Annotated in this window: 11 protein-coding genes; 10 read left to right on the top strand and 1 reads right to left on the bottom strand. The window is 64.0% G+C overall.

What is annotated here, in order from left to right:
• Nucleotides 1-2 precede the first annotated feature (2 nt).
• The 9 genes from G5B40_RS19480 (at nucleotide 3) to G5B40_RS19520 (ending at nucleotide 10527) form a co-directional block, all read left to right on the top strand.
• Nucleotides 3-1712 (top strand): hydantoinase B/oxoprolinase family protein, encoded by a 1710-nt coding sequence (locus G5B40_RS19480; RefSeq protein ID WP_165102353.1) that lies wholly within the window; start codon nucleotides 3-5, stop codon nucleotides 1710-1712.
• Nucleotides 1713-1756: 44 nt separating this feature from the next.
• Entirely contained in the window at nucleotides 1757-2980 is a 1224-nt protein-coding gene (locus G5B40_RS19485) for a pyridoxal phosphate-dependent aminotransferase (RefSeq protein ID WP_165102356.1), read from the top strand.
• Nucleotides 2981-3066: 86 nt separating this feature from the next.
• On the top strand, nucleotides 3067-4050 hold the full coding sequence (locus G5B40_RS19490) for a TRAP transporter substrate-binding protein (RefSeq protein ID WP_211907371.1): 984 nt from the start codon (nucleotides 3067-3069) through the stop codon (nucleotides 4048-4050).
• Nucleotides 4051-4121: 71 nt separating this feature from the next.
• Nucleotides 4122-4631, top strand: a complete 510-nt coding sequence (locus tag G5B40_RS19495) for a TRAP transporter small permease (protein ID WP_165102362.1) — start codon at nucleotides 4122-4124, stop codon at nucleotides 4629-4631.
• A gap of 3 nt (nucleotides 4632-4634) precedes the next feature.
• A complete protein-coding gene (locus G5B40_RS19500; RefSeq protein ID WP_165102365.1) occupies nucleotides 4635-5939 on the top strand; it encodes a TRAP transporter large permease in 1305 nt (434 codons plus the stop codon).
• Nucleotides 5940-6178: 239 nt separating this feature from the next.
• Nucleotides 6179-7243 (top strand): ABC transporter ATP-binding protein, encoded by a 1065-nt coding sequence (locus G5B40_RS19505; RefSeq protein ID WP_165102368.1) that lies wholly within the window; start codon nucleotides 6179-6181, stop codon nucleotides 7241-7243.
• An 80-nt stretch (nucleotides 7244-7323) separates the two neighbouring features.
• The gene (locus G5B40_RS19510; protein WP_211907372.1) at nucleotides 7324-8625 is read left to right on the top strand and encodes an ABC transporter substrate-binding protein; all 1302 of its coding nucleotides are present in this window, start codon (nucleotides 7324-7326) and stop codon (nucleotides 8623-8625) included.
• 65 nt (nucleotides 8626-8690) lie between these two features.
• Nucleotides 8691-9626 (top strand): carbohydrate ABC transporter permease, encoded by a 936-nt coding sequence (locus tag G5B40_RS19515; RefSeq protein ID WP_165102370.1) that lies wholly within the window; start codon nucleotides 8691-8693, stop codon nucleotides 9624-9626.
• A 13-nt stretch (nucleotides 9627-9639) separates the two neighbouring features.
• Nucleotides 9640-10527, top strand: coding sequence for a carbohydrate ABC transporter permease (locus G5B40_RS19520; RefSeq protein WP_165102373.1), 888 nt, complete (start codon nucleotides 9640-9642; stop codon nucleotides 10525-10527).
• A gap of 147 nt (nucleotides 10528-10674) precedes the next feature.
• Here the strand turns inward: G5B40_RS19520 and G5B40_RS19525 are convergent, their stop codons facing one another.
• Nucleotides 10675-12258, bottom strand: a complete 1584-nt coding sequence (locus tag G5B40_RS19525) for an MFS transporter (RefSeq protein WP_246209653.1) — start codon at nucleotides 12256-12258, stop codon at nucleotides 10675-10677.
• Between the two features lie 500 nt (nucleotides 12259-12758).
• Between G5B40_RS19525 and G5B40_RS19530 the strand changes: the two genes are divergently transcribed.
• Nucleotides 12759-13292: a TRAP transporter small permease subunit gene (locus G5B40_RS19530; protein WP_165102376.1), complete on the top strand. Its 534-nt coding sequence runs from the start codon at nucleotides 12759-12761 to the stop codon at nucleotides 13290-13292.
• Nucleotides 13293-13339 lie beyond the last annotated feature (47 nt).

The raw sequence follows: 13339 nt of genomic DNA on the forward strand, positions 1-13339 counted from the left end.
CGATGACCCGCGAGCATTCACAGGTTTCCTACCAGGTGATGTGGAATCGCCTGATCTCCGTCGTCGAGGAGCAGGCGCAGGCGCTGATCAGAACTGCGTTCTCCACTTCGGTCCGGGAGGCGGGCGATCTTTCCGCCGGCGTCTACGACACCCATGGCCGCATGCTGGCGCAGGCGGTGACGGGAACGCCCGGCCATGTGAACGCTATGGCTGACGCCGTTGCTCACTTCATCCGCGAGATTGGTCGCCAGAACATCTTCGAGGGCGATGTCTACATCACCAACGATCCCTGGAAGGGAACGGGCCATCTCCATGACATTACGATGGTCACACCGTCTTTCCACAGAGGCGTGCTCGTGGGGTTCTTCGCCTGCACGGCGCATATCGTTGATATCGGCGGGCGCGGCTTCGGCGCGGACGCGGCGAGCGTCTATGAGGAAGGGCTCTACATTCCGATCATGAAGTTCGCCGAGCGGACGGAAGTGGACATGCCCTTCATCCGGCTCGTGCGCGCGAATGTGCGCGAGCCGGACCAGCTCATCGGCGACATGTACGCGCTGGCCACCTGCAACGAGATTGGCCATCGCCGCCTGATCGACATGATGGAGGAGTTCGAACTCGACACGCTGGAAGGGATCGCCGAGTTCATTCTCGAGAATTCGCGCCGCGCCACGCTCGAACGCATCGGCGCGCTGCCGGCGGGGGCCGCGTCCGGCGAGATGACCGTGGACGGGTTCGACAGCCCGATCACGCTGAAGGTCAAGCTGACGGTCGAGAAAGACAGGATCGTCTCGGATTTCACCGGCACGAGCAGCGTCGACAAGAAGGGCATCAACTGCCCGCTGGTCTACACCAAGGCTTATAGCTGCTACGCTCTCAAATGCGCGATCGCGCCGGAGATTCCGAACAATCACGCTTCGCTCGCGCCTTTCGAGATCGTGGCCGCCGAGGATACGATCGTGAACGCGAAACACCCCGCGCCGGTCGCGCTCAGGCACATCATCGGGCATTTCGTGCCCGACGCGGTCTATGACGCGCTGGATCAGATCCTGCCCGGCGTCGTTCCGGCGGAGGGCGCGGGCTCCCTCTGCAACTTCCAGGTTTCGCTCAGGCCCCGGTCGGACGCGCCGGCGCCCCCCGGCGCGCGGCGCGCGGAGGTGCTGACCTTCAACTCGGGCGGCTCCGGCGCTCGGCCGACCCATGACGGGCTGAACGCCACGGCGTTTCCCTCGGGCGTGATGACCATGCCGATCGAGGCGACCGAACATACCGGCCCCGTCATCATCTGGCGGAAGGAGTTGCGCCCCGATTCCGGCGGCGCGGGCGAGACGCGCGGCGGATTGGGCCAATACATGGAGGTTGGCGCCGTCGAGGGGCACGAGTTCGACTTCCAGGCCATGTTTGACCGCGTGAACCACCCCGCGCAGGGCCGGCGCGGCGGGCATGCAGGCGAACCGACGACAATTTCGCAGGATGACGGCGCGCCGATGCGGGGGAAGGGAAAACAGTTCGTCCCGCACGGGCGCAAGGTCATGCTCGCGTTCCCGGGCGGCGCCGGCTACGGCGACCCGCGTAATCGCGACGCCGCGAAGGTGAGGCGCGATCTCGCGCTCGGCTACATATCGGCGCGGGTGGCGAAGGAGTCATACGGGCTGACCGATGAAGACATCGCCGCCGTGGAGGCGGCCGTGAGCAGAGGCGAGACGGTCTGATGGCGCGGCTCGATTCCCGCGGTCCGCAACCCGCCGAAACGCCCGTGCGATACGCATCATCCCGGCTCGACCCGGTCAAACCCTCGGCCTCCGCATGGGTCTCGCAAGCCGCGCAGGAGGCGCGGGCCCGCGGTGAAGACGTGATCGACCTTGGCGTCGGCGAGCCGGATTTCGACACCCCCGCGCATATCAAGGAAGCGGCGCATGTCGCGGCGTTGAATGGAGAGACGAAATATCCGCTTACAGGCGGGACAGCCCGGCTCAAGGCGGCGATCTCCGCGAAATTGCGCGGCGAGAACGGACTGGAGTATGGCCCGGACGGGATCATCGTCTCCAACGGCGCCAAGCAGGTGATCTTCGATGCGCTGATGGCGACCCTTGAGCCCGGGGACGAGGTTCTGCTCGCGGCGCCCTATTTCGGCTCCTACGCGGACGCCGTCTTGATGCTGGGCGGAAAGCCGGTCGTCATTCCCTGCCGCGCGGAGGACGGGTTTCGTCTCACGCCGGAAAGGCTTGAGGGCGCGCTGACCGAACGCGCGCGCTGGCTCTTTCTCAACTACCCGTCGAACCCGGCCGGCGCGGTCTATGACGAGTCGGAGCTGCGCGCGCTCGGCGCGATCATGCGCGGGCGCGAGAATCTTCTGCTGCTCGCGGACGAGATTTACGAGCACATCCTTTTCGACGGGCGCGCATTCCGGTCCTTCGCCGCCGCCTGCCCCGAACTGAAGAACCGCGTTCTGACTGTAAACGGGGTGTCAAAGGCCTATGCGATGACGGGCTGGCGCATCGGTTACGGCGCGGGGCCCGCGCCGCTGATCGCTGCGATGACCAAGGTTCAGAGCCAGATCAGCTCCGGCGCCTGTTCGATCGCGCAGGCCGCCGCCGCCGCCGCGCTGGAAGGACCGCAGGACGAGGTGCGCCGGTTCCGGAACGCGTTCGAGAAGCGGCGCAATCTGGTCGTGGAGCGCGTCGCCGGAATCCCCGGTCTCCGGCTCGCGCCGCCCGGCGGCGCCTTCTACGCGCTCATCGAATGCGGCGCGCTGATCGGCGCGACGACGCCTGATGGCGGCGTCATCGGCGATGACGCCGATCTGACCGCCTATCTCCTCACGCGCGCAGGGGTCGCCGCGGTGCCGGGCGCGGCCTATGGAATCTCTCCCTATTTCCGTATCTCGACGGCGTCGTCCGAGGAGGTTCTGACACAGGCGCTGGAACGGATCGCCACTGCGGTCGGCGCGCTCCGGCCGAAGGAGGTCGGCGTTTCCTGATCGTGGACGTTGCGCCGCACGGGCCAGTCCGTGCATAAATCGGAAAACAAAAACTACAGCAGTTCAGCAATGGAGGTATGAACACGATGAACGATCTGACGAAATTTGGCGTAGCCGCCGCGCTTGCGATGGCGTTCGCGGGGCCGGTCGCGGCGGAGACCACGTGGGTCATGGCTTCGGGCTATCCCGAGGACAGCTTCTTCACCAAGAACATCCGCGCCTTCATCGAGGAGGTCGAGGCCGCGAGCGAGGGAGAACTCAAGATCGACCTGCGCCCCAATGGCGAACTCATCAAGCTGGACGCGATCCGCCGCGCGGTGCAGTCGGGCCAGATTCAGCTCGGGGAGATCCGCTTCGGCGTCTATGGCAACGAGAGCCCGATGTTCACGCTCGACAGCCTGCCGAACGTCGCCGGCGATTACGACGCCGCCCGCAAGCTGATGGAAGCGCAGAAGCCGTGGTTCGACAAGGTTTTCGGTGATGACGGCATGATGGTCATCAGCTATGCGCCCTGGCCGGGGCAAGGTTTCTACACCGATTTCCCCGTCGAAGACGGCTCCAAGTTCCAGGATGTGAAACTTCGCATCTATTCCCCGGCGACCCAGCGGATGGGCGAGCTTCTGGGCTTCCAGGCGACGATCCTGCCGTTCGCCGAGGTGCCGCAGGCCTTCTCTACCGGATTGATTGAGGCGCTCTTCACCTCAGCGCAGACTGGCAACGACATCCAAGCCTGGGACTATGTGGATCATTTCACCTATACGGGCTCGATGCACAACAAGAACGGGTTCATCATCAACAAGCGCGCCCTCAAGGCGCTGGACCCCAAGCTGCAGGAAGCCATTCTCGCGGCGGGTGAGCGGGCCACGGAAAGAGCGTTCAAGCTGAGCAAGGAAGCTTCGGACGAAACTCAGGCCAAACTGGTCGAGAACGGCATGATCGTTACCGAGGCTTCGCCGGAATTGCAGGCGAAGCTGGCCGAAATCGGCAAAGCCATGACCGAGGAATGGAGCGCGCAGGCTTCACCGGAAGAACTGGAGGTTCTGAAGGCTTATCAGGCTTCGATGCAGTAAGATCACCCACTGGGCCGGCTGCGCGTCCGCACGGCGCGCAGCCGCGACCCGCCATGCGCAAAGGTGTGTGAATGCTTCGATCCATCGTTCTGAATCTGTCTCGAATCTGCGGCGGGCTCGCCGCCTGTTTCCTCGCGCTGATCGCCGTCGCGACAATCCTGCAAGTCGTCGCGCGCCAGTTCGGGCAGGCTGTCGAGACCACCGAACTGTCCGGCTTCTTTCTCGCGGCCTCCACCTTTCTCGGCCTCGCCTACACATTCATCAACGGCGGGCATGTCAGAATCTCGCTCGTTTCGCAGTTCGCCTCCGAACGCGTAAGGCGGCCGATTGAGCTTTGGGCCTGCGGAGTCGCCCTGGCGGTGACGGGCTTCGCGACCTGGCACATGATCGCCTTTACTTATGAGACCTACTCTTTCGGAGACCTGAGTCCCGGGTTGCTGGCCGTCCCGCTCTGGATTCCGCAATCGGCGCTCGCCTTCGGGCTGCTCGTCCTGATGCTCGCCATCGTCGAACAGGGCGCGCTCGTGATCGCGGGGCGCCCGGCGGGCTACGCGATCAACATCGACGGCACGGCGGAATAGGGCGTGGAACCGGTCGCGCTCGCATCGCTCGTACTGGTCCTGGCGCTTTTCGTGCTGCTGGGCTCCGGCGTCTGGATCGCGCTTTCGCTGCTGTCGGCCGGTGTGATCGTTTTCACCTTCTTCGCGCCGTTGCCGCCGGGGTCGATCATGGCTTCGACCATGTGGGACTCCAGCTGGAACTGGGCGCTGACCGCATTGCCGCTCTTCGTCTGGATGGGTGAGATACTCATGCGATCGGGTCTTTCATCGAGCCTCTTTCGCGGCCTCTCACCCTGGGTGGCGCGGCTTCCGGGCGGGCTGATGCATGTGAATGTGCTCGGCTGTGGCGTGATGGCGGCGGTCGCGGGCTCCTCCGCGGTGACCTGCGCGACGGTCGGACGCATGAGCATTCCGGAGCTTTCGAGGCGCAATTACGACCCGCGGATGATGATCGGCTCACTCGCCGGCGCGGGAACGTTCGGGTTGCTGATCCCGCCCTCGATCATCATGATCGTCTACGGTGTGGTTGCGCAGCAGTCGGTGGCCCGCCTTTTCATCGCGGGCATCCTGCCCGGTCTGATGCTGATCGGGCTGTTCTCCTCCTATATCGCGCTCTGGTCGCTGCTGAACCCGTCGAAACAGGGCGACCGACCGCCGCCGACGTCGCTGAGGGAGAAGCTGACCGCGTCGCGCGACCTGATGCCCGTCGCGGCGCTCATCGCCGCGATCATCGGCTCCATCTACGGCGGGATCGCCACGCCGACCGAGGCGGCGTCCATCGGCATCCTCGGCGCGCTGCTTCTCTGCGTCGTCAACGGCACGCTGAGCCGCAGCATGTTCGTCGAGAGCCTGCTGGCCGCGACGCGCATCTCGTGCATGATCTCGTTCATAATCGCCTGCGCCGCCTGTCTCTCGATCGCGGTCGGCTTTGCGGACATACCCCGCGTCGCGGCCGCATGGGTCAAGAGCATGGAGCTTTCTCCCGTCGGGCTCATCCTCGTGCTGACGGTCTTCTTCCTTCTCCTCGGATGTTTCCTGGAAGGGATTTCGATCCTTGTGCTTTCCAGCTCGGTCGTGTTGCCGATGATACAGGCGGCGGGAATCGATCCGATCTGGTTCGGTATCTACGCCGTGATCGTCATCGAATGCGCGCAGATCACACCGCCCGTCGGTTTCAACCTCATCGTGCTGAAGTCCCTGACGAGCCGGGGGATCGGAGAGATCGCCATTGCGACATTCCCTTTCCTCTGCGTTCTTCTCACGGCGATCGTCCTGATCGTGCTGATGCCCGAGATCGTGACCTTCCTGCCGAATCTTATGCTTGGCTGACGGCGATCCGGCGCGGGCCGAAAAGTCGCCCGAGGTTTCGGCGGCGCGCGTCCCTCGCGTTCTGTTCCCACGCGGCATCCCGCGGCGCGGAGTCCTGTCTTTTCCCGGTGTTTTCGCGGCTGCGGATCACGCTACTTAAGTCGTATCCGAAGGGATCGGTATCAGAGTTGCGGAGCCCAATTGCGGTTTGTTAGTGTCTGAAAAATTAGGCAGAACTCCGATGCGAGGAGAGATTGCGCATGGCGACGGTCGTCTTTCGGGACGTACGCAAGGCGTTCGGCAGCGTCGAGGTGCTGCATGGAGTAAGTTTCGATATCGAAGAGGGCGAATTCGTCGTTCTTGTCGGCCCGTCGGGATGCGGAAAGTCCACGCTGCTCCGGCTGCTCGCAGGGCTTGAGCATATCACTTCAGGCGATATCATGATCGGCGAGAGGGTGGTGAACGCGCTGCCGCCCAAGGAACGCGACATCGCCATGGTGTTCCAGAACTACGCGCTCTACCCGCATCTGACGGTGGGCGAGAACATGGGCTTCTCGCTCACGCTCGCGAACCGGCCCAAGGCCGAGATCGCCGAGAAGGTCGGGCCGGCGGCGGAGATCCTCGGGCTCTCCAATCTCCTCGACCGCTATCCGCGCCAGCTTTCCGGCGGGCAGCGCCAGCGTGTCGCCATGGGGCGCGCGATCGTGCGCGACCCGCAGGTCTTTCTCTTCGACGAGCCGCTCTCAAACCTCGACGCCAAGCTGCGCGTCTCGATGCGCGCCGAGGTCAAGAACCTCCATCAGCGCCTCAGGACCACCACGGTCTACGTCACGCACGACCAGATCGAGGCGATGACCATGGCCGACAAGATCGTCGTCATGCAGGACGGGATCGTCGAGCAGATCGGCGCGCCGCTCGAACTTTACGACAGTCCCGCCAACCTCTTCGTGGCGGGCTTCATCGGCTCGCCGGCGATGAACATGCTTCCGGGCCGGATCGACCCCGACAATTCCAGCCGCTTCATCAGCGGCGACGGCGTCGCCCTGCCGATCGGCCGGCCGCTGGCGCAGACGCCGAAGGACGGCGCGATCTACGGTCTTCGGCCGGAGGCGATGCTGCTCGGCGGGGATGTCCCGCTCAGGGTCGAGGTTGTCGAGCCGACCGGCTCGGAGACACATGTGATCGGGCGTATCGCGGGGGTCGAGGTCGTCGGCGTCTTCCGCGAACGCATTGACGCCGGGCCAGGTGACGACATCGGAATTTCCGTCGACACGACCGCGACGCATCTCTTCGACGCTGCGTCCGGAAAACGCGTTTCGGTCTGAGGCGCAGCCTGCGCGAACAGCCGGGCGGCGGGACCCCGGCTTTCGGAAGCTGAACTATCCCGCGACAAGGAGAGACGCTCGTGACCAACATTGATCGCAGAACCCTGATGGCCGGCGCCGCCGGTCTTGCGGCCACCACGGCCATCGGCGGCCGCGCGTTCGCGCAGTCTGCGCCCACCTTCACGCCCGAGGACGGCGCCAGCCTGCGCCTCTTGCGCTGGGTGCCCTTCGTTTCAGGCGAAGAGGAAGCCTGGAACGCGAACACCAAGGCCTTCACCGAGGCCACCGGCGTCGAGGTCCGGATCGACCAGGAAAGCTGGGAGGACGTGCGTCCCAAGGCGGCGGTGGCCGCGAATGTCGGCTCCGGCCCCGACATCGTGATGAGCTGGTTCGACGACCCGTTCCAGTACCCTGACAAGCTGGTTGATGTGACCGATCTCGCCGTGGCTCTCGGTGAGGCGAATGGCGGCTGGTATGAGGGGCCGCGCGACTACGCCGTCAGGGACGGCCGATTCATCGCCCTGCCGCTCGCGGCGATCGGCAACGCCATCTGCTACCGCGAAAGCCATGTGAAGGCCGCTGGCTTCTCAGAATTCCCGAACGACAGCGAAGGCTTTCTCGAACTCTGCAAGGCGATGAAAGCCAACGGCACCCCTGCGGGCTTCCCGCACGGCAAGGCGGTCGGCGACGGCAACAATTACGCCCACTGGCTGCTCTGGAGCCAGGGCGGAAAGATGATCAACGAGGACGGCACGGTCGGCATCGATTCGGCCGAGACCCGCGCGGCGATCGAATACGCGAAGGCGCTCTACGAGACCTTCATTCCCGGCACCGAGAGCTGGCTGGACATCAACAACAACCGCGCTTTCCTCGCCGGGCAGGTCTCGCTGACCGCCAATGGCGTCTCGCTCTACTACGCGGCCGCCAAGGATCCGGCGATGGCCGAGATCGCCGAGGACATCCGCACGACGACCCTGCCGATCGGACCGGTCGGCAAGTCTGTCGAACTTCACCAGACCACGTCGCTCTCGATCTTCAATCACACGAAGTATCCGGAGGCGGCCATGGCCTATCTCCAGTTCATGTACGAGGCGGATCGCATGAACGCCTGGATCGAAGGCGCCAGCGCCTATTGCTGTCAGGCGCTGAAGGGCTTCGCAGACAATCCGGTCTGGACCTCGAATCCGATCCACGCGCCCTACGCCAAGGCGTCCGAGAGCCTGCGGCCGAACGGCTACGCCGGCCCGCTCGGCTACGCGTCGGCGGGCGTCATGGCCGACTACGTTCTGGTGGACATGTTCGCCTCGGCCGTGACCGGTCAGGCGTCCACGGACGACGCCATTGCCAACGCGGCGCGCCGCGCGAACCGTTACTACAGCTGACCAAAGCCGGCGGGCGGGGGTGACCAACCCCGCCCGCCGCGCCACGTTCGTGAAGAGGGGCCGAAATGGCTAGCGCCACAACACCCGCGCGGAGCAGATCGTTCCTTGGCTGGCTGACTGAAAGCCGGAACGGCCTGGGGCTGATGTTCATGCTGCCCGCCGCCGTGTTCCTCCTCTGCTTTCTGACCTATCCGCTCGGCCTCGGCGTCTGGCTCGGCTTCACCGACACGCGCATCGGCCGCACCGGGCAGTTCGTCGGCATCGAGAATTACATCTGGCTGTTCGACGATCCGGTCTTCCGACTCTCGGTCTTCAACACCATTCTTTACACCACCGTCGCTTCGGTCCTGAAATTCGGTCTGGGCCTGTGGCTCGCACTGCTCCTGAACGAGAAACTGCCGGCGAAGTCGTTGTTCCGGGCGATCATCCTCCTGCCGTGGGTCGTCCCCACGGTGCTTTCAGCGCTGGCGTTCTGGTGGATTTTCGACAGCCAGTTCTCGATCATCTCCTGGGTTCTGATGGAGATGGGCTGGATCGACGCGCCGATCAACTTCCTTGGTGATCCGACCAACGCGCGCATCTCGGTGATCGCCGCCAATGTCTGGCGCGGCATCCCGTTCGTGGCGATTTCGCTGCTCGCCGGCCTTCAGACCATTCCCGCCTCCCTCAACGAGGCTGCGGCGCTCGACGGCGCCACGTCCTGGCAGCGGTTCCGGCGCATCACGCTGCCGCTTCTCACGCCGATCATCGCCGTGGTGATGACCTTTTCGATCCTTTTCACCTTTACCGACTTTCAGCTGATCTACGTGCTGACCCGCGGCGGCCCGGTGAACGCCACCCATCTTATGGCGACGTTGAGCTTCCAGCGCGCCATCCCCGGCGGCCAGCTGGGCGAGGGCGCGGCGATCGCGGTCGCCATGATCCCCTTCCTTCTCGCCGCCATTCTCTTCAGCTTCTTCGGCCTGCAGCGCCGGAAATGGCAGCAGGGCGGGTCCGACTAATGGAGAATCCGGCATGAGCGGCCCGAGCGCGGCGACCAGTGACGACATCGTCGGCATGGAGCAGTTCAATTCGCTCCCGCGGCGGATTCTCGTCGTGTATCTTCCCCTCGCGGTTTTCGTATTCGTCCTGCTCTTTCCATTCTACTGGATGACGATTACGGCGATCAAACCGAACCACCAACTCACCAATTACGAGGAATACAGCCCGTTCTGGGTGATCCAGCCGACGCTGGAGCATGTCAGGTATCTCTTTTTCGAGACCTCCTATCCGGGCTGGCTCTGGAACACGATGCTGGTGGCGACCGCATCGACCGTGATCGCGCTGGCCGCCTCGGTTTTCGCCGCTTACGCCATCGAGCGGGTGCGGTTCTCGGGTGCGCGCGTCACCGGTCTGCTGATCTTTCTCGCTTATCTCGTGCCGCCGTCGATCCTGTTCATTCCGCTCGCATTCATCGTCTTCCAGGTCGGCATCTTCGACACGCGCCTCGCGCTGATCCTGACCTATCCGACCTTTCTGATCCCGTTCTGCACCTGGCTATTGATGGGGTATTTCCGCACGATCCCCTTCGAGCTTGAGGAAAGCGCCCTGGTGGACGGCGCGACGCGCTGGCAGATCCTTACCCGTGTGATTCTTCCACTTGCGGTTCCGGGGCTGATCTCGGCCGGTATCTTCGCTTTCACGCTGTCGTGGAACGAATTCATCTATGCGCTCACCTTCATCTCTTCGTCCGAGAACAAGACCGTCCCCGTCGGCGTGCTGACCGAACTGGTGCGCGGCGATATCTACGAATGGGGGGCGCTGATGGCCGGGGCGCTCTTCGGGTCGCTTCCCGTGGTGGTCCTCTATTCATTCTTTGTGGACTACTATGTCTCGTCCATGACCGGCGCAGTGAAGGAATGACCTGAAACCCGGCGCGGCCCGTCCCGTGCGGGCGCGGCGTCTCGGGAGTCATCAGCCGATACGCTGGGCGTCCGCCTGTCGATCCGACGCAATATAACCGGGCCTTTTCTGTTCCCGGGCGTCGCCCGCCGCCGCGGCCAAGAGACGCTACGCCGGGGGCTCGTTCCCGATCGGTTTCAACGGCGTGTCATCATGCGACGGCACTGTCTCGCGCTCGATCATCCGGTGCACTCGCGGTCGCTCTGGGCCGCGGTGCAGAGCGACGAGCCGGTCGTAGGACGCCTGGTCGGCCTGCGTGCGCCGTTCATTGTGCCGCACATACTCCACCCATGTCGGGACATGATAACACTCGGTCCAGACATCGGGATTTTCGAGATCGCGCAGCAATGTCCAATGTTGCGCGCCGTCGCGTATCCGGATGCGCCTGCGTTCGCTCATCGCGGAGAGGAAACGCGGCACGTTCGCCTGATCGATCACATAGTCGACCATGATCATGATCGGCCCGCTGCGCTGGGTCAGGTCCAGCCGAAGCGGGGGTTCGCGAAAGCGATTCAGCGGGTCGAGATCCAGCATTCCGTACGCCGGCACCGGCAAGGCGAAACCGACGGCCGCGCCCAGGACGAGAGCGGCGGTCGCGACCAGCAGAGCGACGTCGGAGCCGTAGTGTTCCGCGATTACGCCTGCGATCCAGCTGCCGGCGGCCATGCCGCCGAAAACGCCAGTCTGGTAGAGCGCCAGCGCCCGTCCGACCACCCAGCGCGGCGTCGACAGTTGGATCGTCACGTTGAACATCGACAGCACGACCACCCAGCAAGCGCCGCCGAGCAGAAGGGCGCCGCCGCTGATCGCATAGTTGGTGCTCAGCGCGAGAACGAGGCAGCTCACCCCGAATCCGATGAACGACCCGCGGGCGATGGTCTCGTTCTCGAACTGTTCGCGCAGCCGCGCGTTCGCCAGCGCGCCGAAGACCGCGCCGACGCCGAAACAGCCGAGCATGACGCCGTAAACGAGCGCGCGCCCGTTCAGGTTCTCGCGCACGACGAGTGGCAGCAAGGCGAGGAGCGCAATCGCGGAAAGCCCGAAGAGAAAGCTCCTCACGATGACCCGGATAAGGTTCGGCGACATCGCGACGTAGCGGAGCCCCGCCTTGAAGGCGGCGCCCAGCGGCTCCCTCGGCAAGTTGCGCTGAGGCGCCGCGGGATGCCAGCGAAACAGCGCCGCGATGATCGCGATATAGCTGAGCGCGTTGACCGCGAAAGCCGCCGCCGCGCCGGCGAGCGCGACGATGGCGCCGCCAATCGCGGGGCCCACGCTGCGCATCAGATTGAACCCCATGCTGTTGAGCGCCACCGCCGACGGCAGGTCGCTCTTCGGCACGATGTCGCCCATCGTGGCCTGCCATGATGGATTGTGGAGCGCCGTCCCGCACCCGATCAGGAAGGTGAAGCCAAGCAGCAACCACGGTGTGACGAACCCGGCATAGGCCAACAACGCGAGAGTGACCGATACAGCGAACATGAAGCACTGGGCCGTCAGCATCACGCGCCGGCGGTCGAATCCGTCGGCGAAAACCCCAGCCAGCATGGAGAAGATCACGATCGGCAGCGTGATCGAGGCCTGCACCAGCGCCACCATCCTCTCTGAATCCGACAGGGTCGTCATCATCCATGCCGCGCCGACCGCTTGAACCAGCCCCCCGAAATTGGAGGTGAGGGCGGCGATCCAGAGCATTCGGAAAGTCTGATTTTGAAACAGCGCCAGCGGAGAAGTGCGGTAGGGCACGTCGACATCACCTTCGAACGGGCGACCAGAGCGCCTCGATAGCGGCAGTTTAGCCATTCCAGCCGACGTCAGCACGGGCGAGGGCGGATTACGGCCCGTCTGCGACGGTATACGAAAGTAGTATCGAGCAATTTCATTTGCGTAAATGAACGGTTGAGGTTTCAGAGACGCATATCGTCCTTTCCCGCCGTAAGCTCCGAGATCGGGAACGGGAATGAAGGGATGGCTATTCCCGAGAGGAGCTTCGGCGCGCGCCCGGAAATCATCCGAATATCGGCGCGTTTTGCTGTTCATTTCCATGTCGGGAGGATGGGCGCGGGCGGCGCCGCCCGTGGTGAATGCTACGGGGCGCCGCGCGAATTATTGCAAGACATGGCGAATTCGGATACCCAGATTCCACGTCCGCTCAGGGGACAGGCGGGCCGCATCCGAAATGGGGGGACGCCGCAATGCTGTATTGGGCCGAGCGCTGCATCGGGGCGATGTCCGAACTTCTGGGCTGGATGGGTTGGATTCTCATCCTTTACTGCATGTGCTTCGGAATTTCGGACGTTTTCATGCGCTACGCGTTGAATGCGCCATCCATGTGGATCGGCACCTCGATCCAGGCCGCGCTCGTACTGATCGCCTGCGTCGGCGGCGCCTATGCGCTGAAGCATCGGGCTTTCGTGAAGTTGGACCTGTTCTACGCCGGAGCAAGCCCGCGCAGAAAAGCCATTCTGGACCTCCTGACGGCGCCCTTCACGTTTCTGTTTCTGGGCGTTCTGATCTGGAAAGGCGCCGAAGCGGCGATGCTTTCCATCAAGCTCAATCAGATGACGCCGACGGGCGTGCCGATTCCAATCTATCCGATCAAGACAGCGATTCCGATCGCGGGAATCGCCGTTCTGCTGGTCGTATTGCAGCAATTGGCGATCGACATCCGCACGCTGGTCAGCGGACAGGATCCCGAAGACGACAACGACGAAAATGGCTTGCCTTGAAACCCGGATGGGCAAGCATGCGAGAATCACGAAACCGATGGGAGGAA

Source organism: Pikeienuella piscinae (assembly GCF_011044155.1).
Classification (GTDB): Bacteria; Pseudomonadota; Alphaproteobacteria; order Rhodobacterales; family Rhodobacteraceae; genus Pikeienuella; species Pikeienuella piscinae.